16 protein-coding genes, 1 tRNA gene and 1 riboswitch are annotated in these 20,503 nt (G+C 62.6%); of the genes, 6 read left to right on the top strand and 11 right to left on the bottom strand.

The features are described from left to right. Positions 1-100: 100 nt before the first annotated feature. A riboswitch (TPP riboswitch) is annotated at positions 101-217 on the bottom strand. A gap of 102 nt (positions 218-319) precedes the next feature. The 8 genes from AC0L2B_RS08220 to AC0L2B_RS08185 form a co-directional block, all read right to left on the bottom strand. Then, positions 320-1,960, bottom strand: a complete 1,641-nt coding sequence (locus AC0L2B_RS08220; RefSeq protein WP_473744875.1) for an ABC transporter ATP-binding protein — start codon at positions 1,958-1,960, stop codon at positions 320-322. Further along, the gene (locus tag AC0L2B_RS08215; protein WP_473584247.1) at positions 1,957-2,880 is read right to left on the bottom strand and encodes an ABC transporter permease; all 924 of its coding nucleotides are present in this window, start codon (positions 2,878-2,880) and stop codon (positions 1,957-1,959) included. Before AC0L2B_RS08215 ends, AC0L2B_RS08220 begins: the two co-directional genes overlap by 4 nt. Before the next feature lie 3 nt (positions 2,881-2,883). Next, complete coding sequence (locus AC0L2B_RS08210) at positions 2,884-3,798, bottom strand: ABC transporter permease (RefSeq protein ID WP_473744874.1); 915 nt, start codon at positions 3,796-3,798, stop codon at positions 2,884-2,886. Positions 3,799-3,879: 81 nt separating this feature from the next. Continuing rightward, positions 3,880-5,388, bottom strand: a complete 1,509-nt coding sequence (locus tag AC0L2B_RS08205) for an ABC transporter substrate-binding protein (RefSeq protein WP_473744873.1) — start codon at positions 5,386-5,388, stop codon at positions 3,880-3,882. Between the two features lie 104 nt (positions 5,389-5,492). After that, the gene (kdgD, locus tag AC0L2B_RS08200) at positions 5,493-6,398 is read right to left on the bottom strand and encodes a 5-dehydro-4-deoxyglucarate dehydratase (RefSeq protein ID WP_473744872.1); all 906 of its coding nucleotides are present in this window, start codon (positions 6,396-6,398) and stop codon (positions 5,493-5,495) included. 63 nt (positions 6,399-6,461) lie between these two features. Continuing rightward, positions 6,462-7,214 (bottom strand): FadR/GntR family transcriptional regulator, encoded by a 753-nt coding sequence (locus tag AC0L2B_RS08195; RefSeq protein WP_473744871.1) that lies wholly within the window; start codon positions 7,212-7,214, stop codon positions 6,462-6,464. Positions 7,215-7,410: 196 nt separating this feature from the next. Next, complete coding sequence (gene trxC / locus AC0L2B_RS08190) at positions 7,411-7,857, bottom strand: thioredoxin TrxC (protein ID WP_473744870.1); 447 nt, start codon at positions 7,855-7,857, stop codon at positions 7,411-7,413. A gap of 38 nt (positions 7,858-7,895) precedes the next feature. Continuing rightward, a complete protein-coding gene (locus tag AC0L2B_RS08185) occupies positions 7,896-9,458 on the bottom strand; it encodes a bifunctional aminoglycoside phosphotransferase/ATP-binding protein (protein WP_473744869.1) in 1,563 nt (520 codons plus the stop codon). A gap of 328 nt (positions 9,459-9,786) precedes the next feature. Between AC0L2B_RS08185 and AC0L2B_RS08180 the strand changes: the two genes are divergently transcribed. Then, positions 9,787-10,623 (top strand): universal stress protein, encoded by an 837-nt coding sequence (locus tag AC0L2B_RS08180; protein ID WP_287174534.1) that lies wholly within the window; start codon positions 9,787-9,789, stop codon positions 10,621-10,623. A gap of 135 nt (positions 10,624-10,758) precedes the next feature. Next, positions 10,759-10,989 (top strand): hypothetical protein, encoded by a 231-nt coding sequence (locus AC0L2B_RS08175; RefSeq protein WP_473744868.1) that lies wholly within the window; start codon positions 10,759-10,761, stop codon positions 10,987-10,989. 165 nt (positions 10,990-11,154) lie between these two features. On the opposite strand, the gene AC0L2B_RS08170 is transcribed toward AC0L2B_RS08175, so the two are convergent. Beyond that, a complete protein-coding gene (locus AC0L2B_RS08170) occupies positions 11,155-12,279 on the bottom strand; it encodes an aminopeptidase (RefSeq protein ID WP_473744867.1) in 1,125 nt (374 codons plus the stop codon). Positions 12,280-13,299: 1,020 nt separating this feature from the next. Between AC0L2B_RS08170 and AC0L2B_RS08165 the strand changes: the two genes are divergently transcribed. The 3 genes from AC0L2B_RS08165 to AC0L2B_RS08155 all read left to right on the top strand — a co-directional run bounded on the left by AC0L2B_RS08165 (position 13,300) and on the right by AC0L2B_RS08155 (position 16,682). After that, on the top strand, positions 13,300-13,746 hold the full coding sequence (locus tag AC0L2B_RS08165; RefSeq protein WP_023801387.1) for an SRPBCC family protein: 447 nt from the start codon (positions 13,300-13,302) through the stop codon (positions 13,744-13,746). Positions 13,747-14,015: 269 nt separating this feature from the next. Beyond that, a complete protein-coding gene (locus tag AC0L2B_RS08160) occupies positions 14,016-15,074 on the top strand; it encodes an adenylate/guanylate cyclase domain-containing protein (protein WP_473744866.1) in 1,059 nt (352 codons plus the stop codon). Between the two features lie 519 nt (positions 15,075-15,593). Then, positions 15,594-16,682 (top strand): hypothetical protein, encoded by a 1,089-nt coding sequence (locus AC0L2B_RS08155; RefSeq protein ID WP_473744865.1) that lies wholly within the window; start codon positions 15,594-15,596, stop codon positions 16,680-16,682. 447 nt (positions 16,683-17,129) lie between these two features. Here AC0L2B_RS08155 and AC0L2B_RS08150 read toward each other — a convergent pair. After that, positions 17,130-17,206: transfer RNA gene (locus tag AC0L2B_RS08150), tRNA-Pro, on the bottom strand. A gap of 203 nt (positions 17,207-17,409) precedes the next feature. Here AC0L2B_RS08150 and AC0L2B_RS08145 point away from each other — a divergent pair. Then, positions 17,410-18,930, top strand: a complete 1,521-nt coding sequence (locus AC0L2B_RS08145) for a phosphomannomutase/phosphoglucomutase (protein WP_473744864.1) — start codon at positions 17,410-17,412, stop codon at positions 18,928-18,930. Between the two features lie 41 nt (positions 18,931-18,971). Here AC0L2B_RS08145 and betB read toward each other — a convergent pair whose 3' ends face one another. Continuing rightward, a complete protein-coding gene (gene betB / locus AC0L2B_RS08140; protein WP_473744863.1) occupies positions 18,972-20,435 on the bottom strand; it encodes a betaine-aldehyde dehydrogenase in 1,464 nt (487 codons plus the stop codon). Between the last annotated feature and the right edge of the window lie 68 nt (positions 20,436-20,503).

The following is a 20,503-nucleotide window of genomic DNA, read 5'->3' as shown; positions in this document are numbered from 1 at the left end:
TTGAGGCTCCTTTGCTCATGCATTGGAGACCCAGTTCTGTGCCGGAAGGATGAAAAGACGCTCTGGTTGGCCTGCTTACAGGTTTTCGGGCATGGACTCCCGCAAAGCGCTTGCACCGTCCCTACGCCAGTATGAACTGGATCAGGTTCAACGGGTCACTGCGCCGCGAAAGCCAGCAGTATCTCAGCCCCTTGCCGGGACCCCCCTGGTGAATGGGTCAAATTGAGCGGGCGATCGCCATTTTGTCAAGCGCATTCGGTCCATCAATCGGCAACGCTAGCTGGGCGCGCACGGACAATCGAGGCCGATATCCAGGGAACTATTGAGCCTGCGTAAGCCATTTGGGCCTGGGCACAGCCTGCAGCAGGCTTTGCGTATAGTCGTGGCGAGGCGCCCCGAACAGCGCCGCGGTTTGGCCTTCCTCGACAATCCGTCCGTCTTTCATGACCATGATCCGGTCGGCAAAATGACGCACGATCGGCAGGTCGTGGGTGATGAAAATATAGGAGAGGCCGAGCCTCGTCCTGAGGTCGGCCAAAAGGTCGATCACCTGCGCCTGGATAGAGACGTCGAGCGCCGAAACCGCCTCGTCGCAGACGATCAGTTCCGGCTCGCTGGCAAGTGCGCGCGCAATGGCGATGCGCTGTCGCTGGCCGCCGGAAAACTGGTGCGGGTAGCGCTCGGCGTGCTCCGGCAACAGCCCCACCAATTCCAGGAGCTCTGCCACGCGAGCCTTCCACCTCTCCTTCGGCAGGATATCGCGGTGGATCACCCAGGGTTCGGAAATGATGGCGTAAACGCGCATGCGCGGATTCATCGATCCGTATGGGTCCTGGAAGATCATCTGGACCTTGCGCCGAAACGCCATAAGGCGCGTCCCATTCATGTCGAAGATGTTCTCACCGGCAAAGACCGCGCTACCGGCGTTTGGCGCGTTCAGCCCCAGCAGCATGCGCGCGACGCTCGATTTGCCGGAGCCAGACTCGCCGACGATGCCGAGCGTTTCTCCTCTCCTGACCTCGAAGCTTATGTCGTCCACCGCCTTGAACGTCCGCTTGCTGCTAAAAGCTCCGGAAGCAAGCTCATAGTGCTTGGTGAGATGTTCCACCTTGAGCAGCGTCTCGCCGGCGATCGCCGTCGAACGCCTGTTCGGCGCCTCCGCTGCGTTGCCGTGGGGCAGGGCGGCGATGAGGCGGCGGGTATAGGCGTGCTGCGGATTGCTGAAGACCTCCCTGGCGATGCCCGTCTCGACGACCATGCCGCCGTTCATGACAATAATCCGGTCCGCCATGGACGCGGCGACTTCGAGGTCGTGGGTGATCATGATCAACGCCATGCCGGTTTCGCGCTGGAGATCGCGCAGCAGATCGAGGATCTGCGCTTGCACGCTGACGTCCAGGGCAGTCGTCGGCTCATCGGCGATCAGGATGTCCGGTTTCAACGCGATCGCCATGGCAATCATCACGCGCTGGCGTTGTCCGCCCGAGAACTGATGCGGATAGAAGTCGACGCGGTTTTGCGGCTCTGGAATGCCGACCCGCCGAAGCAGTTCTATCGTCTTGGCGCGTGCGCCCTTGCCGGCTGCCGCACCGTGGCTCTCAAAGACCTCCTCGATCTGGCGCCCCACCGTGTAGACCGGGTTCAAATAGGCGAGCGGATCCTGAAAGATCATCGCAATCCTGCGGCCGTTGATGCTTCGGCGCGCCTCGGCGCCGAGGCCTGACAGTTCGACGCCGTCGAAGAAGCAGGAGCCGGCCACGATATCGCCTGGCGGGCAGTCGACGAGATCCATCACCGTGCTGGTGCTGACGCTCTTTCCCGAACCGCTTTCGCCGAGGATCACCAGCGTCTCGCCACGGCTGACGTGGAAAGAGACATCGCCGACGGCGCGTACCGGCTGATCATCCGAAAGAAAATCGACGGTCAGGCCCTCGACCTTGAGAATGGTCGCGTTGCTCATCGGGCAGCTTTTCGCAATGTCTGAAGGCGCCAGCGTTGCTGCGGATCGGCAACGGTGCGCGCCCAGTTCGAGAGGATGTTGAGCGACAGCGTCGTCAGCATGATTGCAAGGCCCGGCCAGAATGCGATCCACCAGGCGGTGGCGAGATAGCCGCGGCCGTTTGCCACCATCGCGCCCCAGGTGAAGTCGGGTGGCTGAATGCCGAGGCCAAGGAAACTCAACGCCGATTCCGACAAAATGACGGTCGCGAAGTCAATGGCTGAAATCGTCACCAATGTCGGCAGGACCAGGGGGGCGATGTGCCGGATGATGATCCGGGCCGGCTTCGCGCCCATGGCTCGCGCCGCGCTGACGAACATGCGCTCGCGCAGCTCCAGCACTTCCGCGCGCGCCGTTCTGAGGTAGATCGGCATGCGCGTGACGGCGAGAACGATCACCAGGTTGGTGATGCTCGGACCCAGCGTGTAGAGCACGATAAGCGCCAGCAGCAGCGAGGGAAAGCTCATGACGACATCGGCCAGGCGCAGGATGAGATGGCTGTACCAGCGCTCCGAATAGCCCGCTATCAGGCCCAGCGTTCCACCGACCAGCATTGACGCGAACACCGCCGCCGCGGCAATGCCGAACGTGTTCTGCGCGCCGACAATCAGCCTGGCCAGGATCGGCCGGCCGAGGGTGTCGGCGCCAAGGACGTAGATCCAGCCGCTGGCCAGCGAGAACGGGGCGAGGTTGCGCTGGCGCAGCCCGAGCCGCGATGCGGCGTCGCCCACCAGCCACGGGCCAAGGACCGCCGCGATGACGACGATCGCCAGGAAAATAGCAGCGGCGAGCGCAAGCCTGTCGCGCTTCAAATAGGCGAAAAGCACGCGACCGCTGCCTGGAACGGCCGCCGGCTTGATGTCGGGGGTGATGATCGTCATGGCTCAGTACCGGATGCGCGGATCGAGAACCGCGTAGAGCAGGTCGATTGCGATGTTGAGGATGAAGATGGCGGTTGCCGTCACCAGAATGGTCGACTGGACGACGGCAAAATCGCGCTGGATGATCGAATCGATCATCAGCTTGCCGATGCCGGGCCAGCCGAATATCGACTCCACGACGACGGCGCCGTTGACGAGGCTGGTCGCCAGGTCGCCGGCGACCGTGACGACCGGCAGCAGCGAGTTGCGAAGCGCATGCCCGAAGATGATCTTCTGCCGCGGCAGGCCCTTGGCCCTTGCGGTCTTGATGTATGGAGAGGCAAGCGCCGACAGCATGGTTCCGCGCACGACCTGCACCAGGAGACCGAAAGGGCGAAGCATCAGCACGAAGGTCGGCATGATCCAGTGCGCCCAGCTGCCGGTGCCCGATGTCGGCAAAACTCCGAGCCCCACGGCGAAGACAAGGATGCCGACGATGGCGACCCAGAAATCCGGCGCGCTTGCGCCGGCCAGCGAGACGAGGCTGGCGATACGGTCGAAGATGCTGCCCGGCCGCGCGGCCGCCAGAGAGCCGACAAGGATTGCCAAGGCGGTCGACAGCGTGATCGCGACGACGGCCAGCTTCAGTGTTTCCGGGAACGCCTCAAGCGCGACCTGCATCGCCGAGCGGTTCTGGCGCAGCGATTCACCGAAATCCAGCTGCAGCAGATCGCGCAGATATCCCAGAAACTGCCAATGGATCGGCTGATCGAGGCCGTTCAACCGCGCGAACGCGGCCCGAGCTTCCGCAGTCGAGTCCAGAGGCAGGTACAAGGCGGAAGGATCGCCGGTGAGCCGTGTCAGGAAAAAAACCAAGGTCAAAAGACCGATGACCGACAGGATGCTGTGCGACGCCCGGCGTCCAAGATAGATTATCATTTCGGATGCCCTTCGGCGGATATCGACGGAGGCAACGGGTCGGGGGCGCAGGGCGACGACCGCCTGGCGCCCCCGTATCGCTCAGTCTTTGATGGCGATATTGGCCAGCGGTATTTCGCTGTTGGTGGTGATATCGGGCTTCCATTCCAGCCTGGTGCCAACCCGGGTGTAGCCGATCATGTGGAACATCGGGATGTCCGCCACCACTTCGTTGCGGGCCTTGCCGAAAATCGCCTTGAAGCTGTTGGTGCGGGCATCGCCGGTCGCCGCCAGCGCCTCGTCTATCTGCTTGTCGAATGCCGGATCGGCCAAGGTCGAGTAGCTGCCACTCGATCGATAGAAGATCGGCACCGTGAAGGCCGCATCGCCCTTGTTGTTGTCATGCATCATCTGCAGGAGATTGGGGCCGCGCTCCGCCGGGAACGGCTTTTGCAGATAGCGCAGCCAGTCGGCGACATCGAGCATGGTAAGCTTGACGTTGAGGCCGGCGTCCTGCCACATCGTCATCATCGCCTCCATCGCTTCGGCGCCGTTCGGATAGATGCCGTTTCGCCCGATGAGCTTGATCTCGGTGTCGACCGCGACACCCGCCGCGCGCGCCTCTTCGATGAGCTTTTTCGCCTCTTCCGGATCATACGACCAAGGCTCGAGCGCATCGTCATGGCCGTTGATCCCGGAGACGACCATCTGCGACGCACGCTTGACGTCGTCGCCGAACAGCTGCGCAAGGCCTTCCCAGTCGATCGCCAGGTTGAGCGCCTTGCGCACGCGCAGGTCGTCGAGCGGCGGCTCGGCGGCATCGATGCGGATGGCAGTGGTTTCGGAGTTCAGGTAGGCGAAATCCGTCTCCGGATTACTGGCGTCCTGGATGGCAATCGACGGTGTCAGGTCGGCTTCCCCGGTCTCCACCATGGCGGCTCGAATCGAGGATTCGGGTCGCCAGACATAGGTTGCCTTGGTGATCTGCGGCTTGTTGCCCCAATAGCCGTCGAACGCGTCCAGCACCACGGTCTGCGGGGAAAAGGTCGACAGCGTGAACGGGCCGGTGCCGACCGGATCGTTCACCGCCTGGTCGACCGGCGTCTTCGGCGAGACGATCATGACCACGCTCAACAGCGTCGGCATGATGGGCTCGGGCCTGTCCGACTTTATTTCGACGGTCAGCTTGTCGACCGGCGTCAGCGTCAGTTTGGCATCGCCGAATTTCGCAATGTTGCTGCAGGTAAGCTTGCCGCTGATCATCCGGTTGATGGAGAAGACGACCGCATCCGCATTGAGTTCGGTTCCGTCCTGGAATTTGACGCCATCGCGAAGCTTGATCCGCCAGGTGGTCGGGTCCACGCTGGTCCACTCCGTCGCCAGTTTCGGCTGGGGCTGTCCGCTGACCGGATCGATGACGGTCAACGATTCAACCACGTTTTGGCTGAGTATCTGGCCGACATTGGTGATGATGGTGCCGCAGGGCTCCAGATTGGCCGGCTGCTCCGGCAGGACGATACGGATCTCCTGCGCCGCTTCCTGTGCAACGGCCGATGGCGCGGCAGCGGTCATCAATACGACAGCTGCAATCGCATGAATGCTTCTGTTCATGTCACTCCTCCCTTGATCTTCCATTTGGGATCTTCCGTTTTGGCTGTCGCACGAGACGATCCTCCTCATCCCGTTCGGCCGACGATTTGCCGATCTCGCGGCGGCTAGGCGGCGATCTTCTCGATCAGTCCGCGCAGCACGTCTTTCTCCTGCGGCTTCAGATCCGTCAGCGGCGGCCGAAGCGGGCCGGGTGTCCGTCCGATGAGCTCGACGCCGGCCTTGATGATCGACACCGGATAACCTTGCTCGCGATCGCGCAAAGCCGCGAAGGGGAAGAAGAAGCTGTGCAGGATTTCTTCCATCACAGCGCGATCACCTGTCCGCATCGCCCTGTAGAAGCGCTGGGCCAATTCCGGCACGAAGTTGAAGACCGCGGAGGAATAAGTCGTCACGCCGGCGCCGTTGAAGCCCTCGGCGAACAGCTCATGCGTGGGCATGCCACCGATGTAGCAGAGCCGATCGCCGAGCTTTGCAGTGACGTGGCGGACAAGATCTATCTTGCCTGTGCCGTCCTTGAACCCGATGAGGTTTGGGCACGCGTCAGCAAGGCGGGCGACGGTGTCGGCATTGGCGACCGAGTTCGCACGGTTGTAGATGATGACGCCGAGGCCGGTGGACTGGCACACGGCTTGGACATGCCGAAAAATCCCTTCTTGCGAGGCCTCCATCAGATAGTGGGGCAGAAGCAGGAGACCGTCGGCTCCCGCAGCCTCGGCGCGGCGGGCGATTTCCGTGGCGAGCGCCGTGCCGTAGCCGCAGCCGGCGATGATCGGCACGTCTCCCGAGGCATCCTTGGCCGCGCGGGTAACGTCGGCGACCTCTTCCGGCGACAGAGAGAAGAATTCACCGGTGCCGCCGGCCGCGAACAGGGCAGCGGCACCGAACCCCGACAGCCATTCGACATGCGCGCGATAGCTTTCGAGATTGAGGCTGAAATCCTCGTTGAAATGCGTGACCGGAAACGACAGCAGCCCTGAAGCGACACGCGACTTGATTTCATCTGGCGACAAAGGAACTCATCCCACAAATTAATATGATGTCATCTATATTCATATGATGAGTATCCTGGCGAGTCAACCGCCGCTGTTGTCCTGATTTGTCGGGCGCCGGACGGTCAGGGCGCGATAGCGCTTTATCCCGGTCACCAAATGGCGGCGCATCGCCTCACGCGCCTTATCCGGGTCGCGGGCGAGGATCGCATCGGCGATTTCCCTGTGCTCCTGCAGAATCGGATGGTCGCGATTGGGCAAGGGGTCGACGCCGCCCATCATCGTCTTGAACTTCACCCGCGGGATCATCCGCCGGCCGACATGTTCGAGGAAGGCCTTGAACCTGGCGTTGTTGGTTGCGGCGGCAATCGCCATGTGGAACTGGAAGTCGGCATCGTCCGTGGGTTGCCCTTGCGCCATGAGGTCGGCGAACCTTTCGACCTGGGCCTCGATTTCGGCCTCTTGCGCCGGCGAACTGCGGGCGGCGGCAAGGCCGGCTGCCTCGACTTCGATGCCGATGCGCAGCTCGAGCTCTTCGATGATGTCCGAGATCTTGTTCGTTTCGTCAGTGAACAGCTTCAATCCCTCGTCGACGGGTTTCGGGCCGAGAACGAAGACGCCGGCGCCTTGCCGCGATTCCACCAGCCCATCGGCACGAAGCGCGGCGATGGCCTCCCGGACCACGGTGCGGCTGAACCCGAACCGGTCGATCAGCGCGGGTTCTGTCGGCAATTTATCGCCAGGCGCATAAAAGCCGGCTTCGATCTGGCCGCGCAGGGCGTCGGCAACCTGAGAGACGAACGACCGCCGGGACGTTCGATGTTCGGCCTGCTGCATGGGTCCTCCCAACTTTGCCGGATCTGAGGATCCATACCCCCAGTGCGGGCCAAAAGCGAGGTCATCATATGAAAATTCGTCATTCGATGTCTCGAACTTCTTAATGTCATCATATGGCTTCTGTGCTCAGTGTCGGCCATCAGTTCGCCCGTCGTGCTGGGCACGGCGATCAGCGAAATCCACGCAGTAGCAGCTTTCAGGCTGCGGCCGGCAGGTGATCGCGGACCCACCTGACGATCTGTCCCGCCGTCATTGCGCCGGATGTGCGCGCAACCTCCCGTCCGCCGTGGAAGATGATCATGGTCGGGATGCCGCGGATGCCGAGCCTGGCTGTAACGGCCTGCTCGTTGTCGGAATTGAGCTTGATCAGTCGAACATGCGGCTCCAGTTCGCTGGCTGCCGCTTCATAGGCCGGCGCCATCATCTTGCACGGGCCGCACCATGGTGCCCATATGTCGACGACGACGGGGAGGCTGCTTCGCGTGACCTGGCGATCGAAACTCTGTGCATCGACGTCTGCAGGATGACCCGAGAACAGCCTGGAGCCGCACTTTCCGCATTTCGCGTCCCCGGCATCGCCTCCCGGCGGCAGGCGATTGACCCCGCCGCATTTGCCACAAACCACCAGTTTTTCCTGCGTCATTCCCATTTACCCGTCTTTATGCGCGTCGATCGTCGCCGTCACGATGCGGTCTTGAGTGGAGGATTCTGCGCAAAAGCGGCCGCGTCCGAAACCTTGGCCAATTCTGCGGCGATATCGGCGAGCTTTCGATCGGCGTCGACCTTGCGCCAGTTGGACGGGGGAGCCTTTCGCTGCAATTGCCGCGACAAGATATCGACTGTGGCATCAGAAGGACCGCCACTGCGCTCGCTCACCCGCTGCCAAAGAACGAGCGGATCCGCCTCCAGCCAGAATCCGGCGAAAGCAACGTCTCTGCCGTTTGCAGCTTTCTCGATGCGGTCGCGATCGGCCGGCCGGTCAAAGACGGCATCGGCGACCACCGAACCGCCTTCGGCAAGGATCAAGTCGGCGCGCCATGCCATTTCGCGGTAGACGCGGTCCGACACGTCAGGTCGATAAGCCCTGTCCGGCAGCTTCGTCTCGGCCGGCACCCCATGCAGGGCTTTGCGGATGCGGTCGCTTTCGACAATGCGTGCGCCGGGCGGCGCGCCAACATGTGCGGCGAGTGCCTCGGCAACGGCCGTTTTGCCGGAACCGCTCAAGCCGCCGATGGCGATCAGCCGAGGAGGCTTTTCCTCGAGAAGTGTTCGGGCAAGCTCGAAATAGGATCTGGCCTCGGCAAGCAGCCCGCTGGAATCGTCACCGCTTTCCTCGATCTGGGTTGCGGTGACATGCGCGCGCACCGCGGCCCGCACTGCCATGAAAAACGGCAGGAGGATGAAGCCGTCCTCGTCGTCTGCTTCGTCGAGATAGCGGTTCATCACCAGGTTGGCGAGTTCCGGAAAGCCGCGATGCCAGAGGTCCATCAGCAGGAAAGCCAGATCGTAAAGCACATCGATGCTGGCGATCTGGTCGTTGAATTCGATGCAATCGAAGAGGCGGGGCTCGCCGTCGAAGAGACAGATGTTGCGCAGATGCAGGTCGCCATGGCATCGCCGAATCTTGCCTGCCGTCTCCCGCCGGTCGAGCAACTCGCAATGACGGGCGAGGGCGGTGCGAAAAATCCCGTTGAACGCCTTTATCTCGGCTTGCTCGAAAACATGGCTGGTGGCAAAGCCGGCTTCGTTGATGGCAAGCACGCCTGCCAGGTTCGAGGAGCCGCTGCCCTTGTGGACCTCCGGCGCACCGCGATGATAACGCACGATCATGCGCGCGACATCCGTCATCAGCGCAGGCGTCAGTTCGCCACCGACTGCCATTCGGTCGAGCAGCTTCGACTGATCGAAGCGGACCATCTCGATCGCCGCATCGACCAGTTTGCCGCTTCCGTCGAAGGCCAGCTCGCCGCCGGCCTCGCGGGTGACGCGCCGCACCTCCAGATAGAGGCCGGGGGCAGTCCTGGAGTTGAGATCGACCTCCTTCTCGCAAGCGGCGAGCCGCAGCGCCGGGGTCGAGAAGTCGACATAGGGCAGCTTGACCGCTCGCTTGATCTTGTAGGCGCGCTGGCCAACCAGAAATATCCGCGAGATATGGGTCTCGATCGCCTCGACCGGTCCGCTCTCGCCATATGCGGCAGGGTCCATCAACATCGCGGCCACGGATTGCTGATCCTCGACGATCATCGGATGCCTCTTTGTTTTGTACCCAACCTGGGGAAGCCAGCGAGCGTGGTCGCTGAAATTCCACGCCATCAGGCCCTTGCTGCTACAGCGCCTGGATATAACCAGCCAGGTCACGAATGCGTTCCGTGATGCTGCTGCTCCGGTGTTCGGGGCGTATTCTTGGCGTCCTCCAGCGGCCTGAAACCTGTTGGCGTCGGCCCGTGGGCATGTTGATACGGATCAAATGATGACCGGCGGCGTTCTTGACTCAGCGCTAGCAGCGCGCCGAGCCGTCTCGCTGTTGTTGCAACGACGATTGGGCTTTGGGGCAAAATCGGGAGCAGCCGCCATGGCTTTCAGGACGATACTTGCCGTTACGGGACCGCACGAGGGAGACGGTGATCTCAAGCCTGCCGCCGACCTGTGCAACGAGATCGGCGCCTATCTTGCTGTTCTGGTCGTTGCCGTAGCTGCGCCGCCACCAGTCGGGGAGTATGCCGCGGTCGTTTCAGAAGCCTGGCTCGACGAGCGTCGGGCCGTCGAGGATCTGTTGAAGAAGCGGACTGCTGACCTGTCGGCTTTTCTCGCCGGCAGCGTGCTTTCGGCCGATGTCTCCAGCGAATATCCGGAAGCCGGCTGGGCCGACGACACCATCGGCCGCCGTGCCCGCTATGCCGACATTACGGTCATTGGACCGGAGCTGCTCGCCAACGAAACGCTGAAAAGCAAAGCGATCGAAGGCGCATTGTTTTCTTCGGGAAAGCCCTTGCTGCTCATCCCCGCGGGGGCGCAGCCGACCCTGAAGCCGAAACGCGTGCTGATTGCATGGGACGCCCGTCTGGAGGCATCGCGTGCCGTCCGCGAATCCCTCGGCCTGCTGCCAGGCGCCGATGAGGTGCACCTCGTCATGGTCGATCCGGTGGAGGACGAGTACCGCCACGGGGCCGAACCCGGAGCCGACGCCGCCGCCTATCTCGCGCGGCATGGCGTGAATGTCACGGTCGACCGGCTGCCCAGCCTGGACCATTCAGTCGTCGACGTGCTTCGCCGGCACGCGCTCGACATCGCCGCCGACCTGATGGTGATGGGCGCTTACGGTCATTCCCGGTTGCGCGAGCGCATCTTCGGTGGCGTCACCGTCTCGATGCTTGAAGACCCGTCGATGCCGATCCTTATGGCGCGTTAGCCGCCGGCGCCCCTCATTGGCATCCCTTTTAAGCCCCAAGGGACACTGTTGCCGCCCATCTAGCCGTCTCATCGGTATCGGCGGAGCCGCGAATCTGTGGTAAGCCGCCGCTCAACCAACCAAAGGACGACACCTGTGAGCGAACCGACCATAGCCGAGGCGACCGAAAGTATCTATGCATCGCTGCGGGCGGACAATGCCGACCTCGACGCGCATATCGCGACGCTTAAGGCGGCGATGACACGAGAAGGGATAAAACAAGCGGTGTTCGATCCGACCAGGCTGGCGCAGAACAACCGTTCGGGCCGCAAGCTGATGCAGGCTTATTTTCGGCAGCGCGGCGTGAGCGTGAGGTTTTCGGCCTAGTAGGGCGCAGCCTGAGGCGCCACGGCCCGCCGGCAACCATTGTGGTCCAGGATCCGCCGGGGAGTTCAGGCAAGTCCGCTTTTGGCTTCTGTAGGCCGACATGCGGCTTCCGGCCCCGCCGACGTCAAAGTTCCTAGGAAATCGGCCGACAAATGGTCAATCCAATCACCTGCGCCGGCTGCCGAGCACATCGGCGACCGACTCGCCGCTTCTGGCCTTCGGATTTGACCGGCTATCGCATGAATCCGCTGCTTTGAGCGCTTCGGCGCGGTAAGCCTTGTCTAACGCTCCGATCCGTCGAACCGACGCGAAGAACCGTGGATAGTCGCCCGAACACAAATCGAACAAGCGGAGAAACGTCGCCACCTGATCGCCGTAGACGGAAGTCGCGGCGAGCTTCGCGTTGTTAATCAGAGAATCGAACCAGACATCGTATCCCTGGTATCCACGCCAGCGACTGTCGCGCATCTCTCGGTAGCGCATCCGCAGCCGTTCGATCGCGGCCATCTTCGCGGCCCGCTTCTGCTCAGAGGTAGCGCTGCCGTCATAGACATGGCTTAGCTCGTCCCGGGTCTGCGACACCAGCGCAAGAAATTGAGCTCTGCGCCTCCGGTCGGCTTTGTAACGGCGCAACTCGCCGGTATCACCAGCCGCGCGCAGCCATTTTCTCACGCCGGTTGTTTCGACGGCGACAGCGAATGCCTCGTTGAATGCGGAATCGTCCTTCACATAGACGCGTTGGTGGGCCAGCTCATGGAAAACTAGCCCCGCAAGATACGTTTCATCTTGGCTGAGCATCGTACTTAGCAGCGGGTCACTTGACCAGCCAAGCGTCGAATATGCAGTGATGCCCGTCACATAGACGTCCAGGCCCTGTCTCTGAAGTTCGACAGCGGTTTCAATCGCAGACCTTTTGGAGAAGTATCCTCGGTACGGAACGCATCCGAACACCGGAAAGCACCATGTTCGTGGCGTCAGCGAGAATTCCGGCGCGGCGAAGACGGCCCATGTCACCGCGTCCCGACCAACGTTAACATAGCTGCGGTAGCTATTGTTGTCCGGCAGCGCTAGTTCATCTATCGCAAACTGTCGGATGGCGCTCGCCGATTCCATTCGAGCGCGTAGTGTCCCAGGGATCGAAGGATCGTCGATCAGCTCTTCGACATCCTGGCGCGCCGCCATGATCTCCACGTGACCCTTCAAGGATTGTGCGTAGTAAGAAATGCTGGTGCAACCGGCCACGCCGGACATCACGATCGTCGCAGCAACCGAACGAAAAAATGCACGCATCACGGTTGCCCACGGCATTTGCTCACACGTCCGGATAGGGCAAACGTCGCAACTACGCCCGGTCCCAAACAGTGGCTCCAATTCGGTTGATATCCTGGGATGAGGGTTTAGGTTAGACGTTCGTCTTCGGCAAGATTGTCACAATGTGATCATTCGCTGCCAAATTGCCGAATGTCCGCTATAAGCCGGACACGGCGGCATGCGAACTATCCGCCTAGGAGGTCTTTTTCTCCTGGAGCTTCCGGTCGCATCCGGCCCACCGCTGTTGGTCCGCAATGCGCCGATGTCAGCCGTAGAGATGAACTCGTCTCTGCCTGGGAAGCAGACATCGCCGGCGACGGCACCGGAGGTCACGGTTGCGCCAGCAGCGGACATATGCTCTGGACGCAGCGAAAGTCGCAATTCGGACCCCTTGCGGGACCTACGGAAAGCTGCTCCGAGAGCGGAGGCGGTTGAGTCATGATCGCGCGTCCCGGCTCGCCAAGCACGTGAAGTCGATCGAGCGGGTCGGCGGCATCGAGTCCTGGAACCTCCAGACCATAAACAAGGCTTTCGGACCGCCTCGAGCGCTTCTGAAGCCAGCAGATCCGCTACCGCCGAATGTATGGGCGCGGGAAGATCGACCTGCTTCAGGCCCGACTGATAGGTGCCTTCTGATGGCAAACTGCAGCACAATTGCGTCAGATTCAGCATTGCAGGCGATCTCACACCTCCAGATGCGCCTGCCCGAAGGCACCTCGTGGCGCAGGAGGCCAGCGTCAAACCCACAATGCCGATTGAAGCGCTTAAACGTGGGAGATGCGTCGGAGTGATCTCCAATGCGACTGACTTAGGCGACAATCATGTCGTGTCGATCAGGAATCGCTCAAGCCGGGTGCGGATTTCTTCTCGCCAAGCTGCTTGTTGAAGGCGATCTTCCGCCTACATGCTGTCAGAAAAGACCTCCCACACTAGGACAGAAGGCGCCCGTCCATCCTCCGCCTCAGGCGGAGCAGGTCATCGCAACCGTAGGAGAGACCGATGCAAGAGTCCCTCGTCGTCCGCCGCGAGACGCACATCCCGGCGCCGCCCGCCGCGGTGTTCGCCCTCCTGACCGATCCGGAGAAGATCCTGCGCTGGATGGGAACGGAGGCTGAGGTCGAGCCGCAGCCTGGCGGGCTCTATCTCGTCAATGTCACTGGGGCTCGCTGCGCTCGCGGCTCCTTCCGCGAGGTGGTGCCGGTGCACCGCCTGGCCTACAGCTTTGGCTGGGACGGCAGCGAGGTGGTGCCGCCGGGGTCGAGCCTGATCGAGGTCGACCTGATCGAGCAGCCGGACGGAACGCTGCTGCGCCTGACCCACACCGGCCTGCCTAACGCCGAGCAATGCGCCGGCCATGCGGAAGGCTGGGCCCATTACCTCGGCCGGCTGGCCGAGGTTGCGGCCGGGCGTGAACCGGGGCCGGACCCCTGGCATGGCAGGGACTGACTCTTTCCGCTCGTCGCTCGCAGGGGTGTCGAAGGCTGCCTCATCGAGGATTGGACCGTGAGTCTGGAGGATGGCGTCTATGTAAAGGAGTAGTTGTGCCGGCGGCAGTCCCATGGCCTCGCCCTGAATGTCACCTCTCCCTTAAGTACGCCCTTAACGACGTCCCGTCCTGTCCCGTTGAGGGCGTCCTCACGTGACAACATGACAGGCAGAAGCGCCATCCCGCGGCGCGGATGACAGGCTAGTGGCCGCGGTGGCATAATCGCGGCATGGATCTGCCCGCGCCCCTCGCCTGGTTGTTGGACGAGGCCGGCTCTTCGCCCGGCTCTGACTGGTTCCTGGCCGAGCTCGGCGGCCGGCTGCTGGCCGACGGCCTGCCGTTGGCCGGGGGCGCTCTGACGGTCGCGGTGCCGCATCCGATCATCGCCCGCCGCACCTGGCTGTGGCAGGCGGAGACCGGGGCGGTGATCGAGGCGCTGGGCTTCGCCGGCGGCCCGCTCAACCAAGCCGGGCGCGACTGGCTGGCCGAGCTTGGCCCTGTGCAGGAGGACACGATCGGCCCGGAGCCGGACAGTCCGGTGCTGGGCTGGGCAGGGACCCGGCCATTCGGCCCCGCCGAGGCCGGCCGGCTGCGCCAGGCCGCGCGCTTCGCCGCAGCGCCCTTAGCCGCCCTGACCGCGCGGGCGGCGCTGGCAGCGCTGCTCGAGGCCTATCTTGGCAGGCGCAGTGCCGCCCGGGTGCAGGCCGGCGCGCTGCGCCGCGGCACCGGGGAGACCATCCGCGCCGCGCTGCTCTGTGCCGATCTGCGTGACTTCACCGCCCTGTCCGAGGCGACGGAGCCCGCAGCGATGATCACCGCCCTCGACGCTTGGTTCGACCGCGTCGCCGGGGCGGTGCATGCTTTCGGGGGCGAGGTGCTGAAGTTCATCGGCGACGGTGTGCTGGCGATTTTCCCGGTCACGGGCGCCCCGGCCGAGGCCTGCGAGGCGGCGCTGCGGGCTGTTGTCGCCGCCCGCGCCGGCATGGCCCATCTCGATGCGGTGCGGCAGACGGAGGGGCTGCCGCCGCTGCCCTTCGGCGCGGCACTGCATCTCGGTGAGATGCTGTGGGGCAATATCGGCGCGGCCGACCGGCTGGACTTCACTGCCATCGGCCCTGCGGTCAACCTGGTCAGCCGGCTCGAAGGGCTATGCAGGCCCCTTGGTCGCAGCGTGCTCATCTCGGGCGCGGTCGCGGCGGAGACGACAACGGCTTTGATCCCTTTGGGCGAGCACTTATTGCGCGGTATCGCTGATCCCTGCGCGGTCTTCACCCCGCCGGAGGATTGAGCCCCGCGGGCCGGGGTCCGGGCAAGGGTACCAAATGCGTGACTAATACAAGCGGGAGCCGGTACGTCTGTGCAGGCAATCGGCTTTGCAGCCACGAGCGGCGACGGACTGAGCTGATCATGTCGCCTCATGTGCTCCGGCCAATAGCAGCACGTAGGTTGCCTTTTCAAGCTTCCTTACCGCTCGCTCAGATTTGTCTATCTGACAACGAACGTCAGCTGTCATACATTCCGGACGTTCGCTGCGATGCCACGAACGTCCGCAGGGGGTCACGTCACGGCGTTACTCGCACCGACGTGAAGGTTAGCTATTGAAGATCCGAGGGCCAAAGCTGCCAGTCCGCTTGCGGCCCCAAAATGACCATGAACGCCGAGGTTTGGTGGAAAACGGAACGTCCGCTGTCGGCCACCCTTCAGCAAATTTCCACCACATCCCAGAACTAACGATCGCTTCATCGGGATTGGCTGATAGCTTCGGCACGTCTTGGCATGCATGACTGCGGGAGGATGCCCCTTGAGAATGAGATATCTGCTAGCAGCCTCAATCGTTGTGGCGATCATCCTGACGCTCAGCTGGGAATGGCGGGAGCCCCATCACTTCGAGGATGAGGTCATGCGAGCCGCGCTGGCGGAGGAAGTTCGCCGGGACGACACCCGTTGCCCGCTCAGCAGCAAAGCTGTGGAGCAGGCTCGGCCATGGGTTCTTGCAGCCTGCGCGGCAGGCGGGCTCGGCTGGCATGAGGCAGCGGCGAAATATGGCGACGATGCAGCCAGAGTGTTCCTCGTCTATGGCGAGGATGCGGATTTCGTGGAGGTTTTCGACCGTCTCGGCCATCCGGTCGTGCCGGTGATTGCTTACTTCGTGAAGAATGGATCGTCGCAGTACTTGTTGCAGGAAACCATCGGTCAGGGCCTCTCGAGCCTGTGGGACGACCGGCAGGTGGGATTCGGCCTCGCCGAGATTTCGCCGGAGCAATATGGGCTTATTGCCATTCGCGAGCTCAAGGATCGCGGGCATGAGATGCTGTCGGAGTTCGAGATCGTTGACGGAACAGCAGTCCGCAGACAGTTCACCCGCACGCTGCTTGGTGCGAAGAACATAGTCCTGGGCGGCGTTTCCGACCTGGAAGGGGTGATCACCCGCGGCGAGCGGCTTCCGACCTGGGACGAGATGGGTTGGGCGGCCTTCGATGCGGCAATCGTCGTCGGGGGCATGGGCGCCGCAGCCAAGGCATTGCGGGTTGCGAGGGCACCGGTGGCCGCAGCTGGTCGCGGAACTGTGCGGATCGCACATCTGAGGGCAGCAGGCAAAGGTGCGTTCCTATCGCTTTCCGCCGTCGGTACCGCAGCCGGTGTCGCCGCCGTCGTCGCACTTCCCTATGTGGCGATCACGCGACCTCACCTTCTGACAAACGCGGCCGGTTGGATAGCCGAACAAGCAGGTCTCCCGGCCTGGCTCGGCGCCTTTGCGGCCTACTTCATACTCTGTCTTGTCCTGGCTTCTCTGCTGAGGATGGTTCTGGCGCCGCTGGCCTGGACGCTGCGAACGCTGAGCAAGATCGTTGGACGACTCGCCGGTGCCGGCGGTGTCCGATCCGCGGCAGCCTAAATCCCGCGCACAGCGCCAATGGCAGGTTACAAATGGTGGAATGTTAACGCTTCAGTCATTGAAGTCGCGATGTTGAATGCCTTCAGGTTTTAGGGGAGATTAAGCCGATGATAAAAGCGGATACTCCGTTCGCCCTTATGCTGGAGATGCACGCCGTGATCTTAGGCGTTCCAGGGCTTATTCTGCTGGCATCAGCCGCAATCGTTGCATTGATACGCCCTTGGCGCTTTCGCCCCGAGTGAAGTCATTCGACAACTATCGCCGATTGAACACGTTTGGCGCGAAGCAGACATAGTTTAGATGGCGCGGCCTCAGATTCTGCAAAATCGCGAGTGGTTTGGTATGCGTCTGCCAGCTCCATCGAGCGGCCAAGATGCTTTTCCATCTTTTCAGTGGGGATATCTGTGGGGCAGGCATAATTCGGGATGCCTAACCCATTGTTTTTTCTGGTCGGAGTGGCAGGATTTGAACCTGCGACCCCATCGTCCCGAACGATGTGCGCTACCAGGCTGCGCTACACTCCGTGACCAGACCGCGGGCTTATAGCCGCCGTACTTCGTTCCTGCAAGCGCCAATGGCAGCGCTTCTGTCGCATTTCTTGCCGTTTCGCCTTAACGTCATACAGGTTTCAGTTCCCTGCGGGATAAACACCGCTTAAGGGCTCGTGTTATAGGCATGGCCACCTGCGTTGAAACCACTCTGATTCCAGCCGCTTGGAGTTGCTGTCTTGTCCCTGAAGATTGTTAGCGAAGCCCTTCCCAACACTTTCGAGTTTGAAACCTCGGCGCTGATCAAGGCGTCCGGCTTTCGTGAGTATGATGCGCGCTGGTGGTTCGGCCATCCGGGCGCTGCCGAGCCGCCGGAACTCAACCTGATCGGTGTCCAGACGCTCGGCATGGGGCTCGGCACGCTGATCCGGCGCCTGGGCGCCGGACCGGATATCGTGACCGGGCATGATTTCCGTTCCTATTCGCTGGCGATCAAGCTGGCGCTGGTTTCCGGGCTGATGGCCGCCGGGGCGCGGGTTAGGGATATCGGGCTGGCGCTGTCGCCGATGGCTTATTTCGCCCAGTTCGCGCTCGACACGCCGTCTGTCGCCATGGTCACCGCCTCGCACAACGAGAACGGCTGGAGCGGCGTCAAGATGGGGGCGGCGCGGCCCTTGACCTTCGGTCCGGAGGAAATGAGCGCATTGAAGGCGATCGTGCTTGCCGGCGACTTCGACCTGGTCGGCGGCGGCTCCTATGACTTCGTTGCGGATTTCCGCAAGACCTATCTCGACGACCTGACCCGCGACAAGCGCATAGCGAGAAAGCTCAAGGTGGTCGCCGCCTGCGGCAACGGCACTGCCGGCGCTTTTGCACCTGAAGCGCTGGAACGGATCGGCTGCGAGGTGATCCCGCTCGATGTCGAGCTCGATCATAGGTTTCCGAATTACAACCCCAATCCCGAAGACATGAAGATGCTGCACGCGATCCGCGACAAGGTGCTGGAGACAGGAGCAGACGTCGGGCTTGGCTTCGACGGCGATGGCGACCGCTGCGGCGTGGTCGACAATGAAGGCAACGAGATCTTCGCCGACAAGGTCGGCGTCATGCTCGCGCGCGACATTGCGCGCCTGCATCCAGGCTCGACCTTCGTCGTCGACGTCAAGTCGACCGGATTGTTCAATACCGACGCCGCGCTGCGCGCCGATGGCGCCGTCACCGACTACTGGAAGACCGGCCACTCCTACATAAAACGGCGCGTGGCCGAGCTTGGCGCCATCGCCGGTTTCGAGAAATCCGGTCATTTCTTCTTCAACCCGCCGATCGGGCGCGGTTATGATGATGGTCTGATCACAGCCATCGCCATCTGCGAGATGCTGGATCGCAGCCCGACAAGCAGCATGGCCGATCTCTACCGCGACCTGCCGCTGACCTTCGGCACGCCGACCATGTCGCCGCACTGCGCCGACGAGCTGAAATATGGCGTGGTCGAGCGGGTCGTTTCCGACTTTCAGACCATGAAGCATGACGGCGCCATCTTCGCCGGGCAGAAGATCGCCGAGCTGATCACCGTCAATGGCGTTCGCGTCGTTGCCGAGGACGGCACTTGGGGCCTGGTGCGGGCGTCGTCGAACAAGCCGGAGCTTGTCGTCGTGGTGGAGAGCCCGGTGTCGTCGGAGCGGCGCCGTCAGATGTTCGAAGCCGTCGATGCGGTGCTGCGCCGCAGCCCCGAAGTCGGCGCCTACAACCAGACGTTCTAAGTTCTCTGGCTAAGGTCTCTGGTCGGCGGCGCCGGTGAGCCTCAATAGGGGCTCGCGACGTCGCCGGTCTCGACATAGACCGACTTCAACTGCGAATAGAGTGCCAACGCGGCAAGCGAGTTTTCTCGCCCGATTCCCGACTGCTTGAAGCCGCCGAAGGGAATTTCGACGGGCGTCAGGTTGTAGGCGTTGATCCAGCAGGTGCCGGCCTGCAGCTCGGCGATGACGCGGTGGGCGCGCGGCAGGTCGCGCGTGAACACGCCGGCGGCAAGGCCAAATTCGGTATCATTGGCGCGGTCGATCACCTCGTCCTCACCGTCGAATTTCAGCACGCTCATGACAGGCCCGAAAATCTCCTCGCGCGCGATGCGCATGGTGTCGGTGACGCCGGTGAAGACCGTCGGCTCGACGAAGAAGCCACCCTGGAAATCTTGCAGCGAAGGTACATTGCCGCCGCAGGCGAGCACAGCGCCATCCTGCTTGCCGGCCTCGATATAGCCGATGACCTTTTCATGCTGCGCCTTGGAGACCAGCGGTCCCATCTGCGTTTCCTGGTCGAGCGGATCGCCGATACGGATTTTCTTGGTCCGTTCGACCAGTCGTTCGACGAAATGGTCGTGGATGCCCTTCTGCACGAAGACCCGCGTGCCGTTGGAGCAGATCTGGCCGGTCGAATAGAAATTGCCGAGCATGGCGCCGCCGATGGCGTTTTCGAGGTCGGCATCGTCGAAGACGATCAGCGGCGACTTGCCGCCAAGTTCCATGGTGGCGTGCTTCATCTTCGAGCCGGCGAGCGACAGCACCTTGCGGCCGGTCGGCACCGAGCCGGTCACCGAAACCTTGGCGACGACATCGTGCCCGACGAGACCGGCGCCGACATCGCCATAGCCCTGCACGACGTTGAACAGCCCGTCGGGCAGGCCGGCCTCGGTATAGATTTCGGCGAGCGCCAGCGCCGACAGCGGCGTGTTCTCCGACGGCTTGAACACCATGGCGTTGCCCATGGCGAGTGCCGGCGCCGATTTCCAGCCGGCGATCTGGATCGGGTAGTTCCAGGCGCCGATGCCGACGCAGACGCCCAGCGCCTCGCGCCTTGTATAGGCAAAGGCGCCGCCGAGATCGACGGACTCGCCATTATAGGCAGCGACCGCGCCGCCGAAATATTCGAGGCAGTCGGCTGCCGATGGCGCGTCCGCCACCAGCGTCTCCTGGATCGCCTTGCCGGTATCCAGCGTCTCGATGCGCGCCAGGTCGGCGTTGCGCACGCGCAATATGTCGGCGGCGCGGCGCAGGATGCGCCCGCGCTCGACCGGCTTCAGCCGCGCCCAGGCCGGTTGTGCTGCACGCGCTGCTTCGATCGCCAGTTCAAGCACGTTCGGCGTCGCCGAACGCAGCATCGCGATGGTCTCGCCGGTTGCCGGATAGATGACCGGCAGCGGCGCACCCTGCTCATCGTCGATGTAGCGTCCGTTGACATAGTGCGATGCCTTTGGCTGGGCGCGCATGGGACCTTCTCCAAACTGTCTTTCGATGGGACCGGCGGGCGGGCACCGCCGGATCATGGCTTATCGCA

The organism is Mesorhizobium sp. WSM4815 (genome assembly GCF_055811575.1).
Note: the sequence above shows the minus strand (reverse complement) of the source record. Positions and strands in the feature narration are given on the sequence as shown.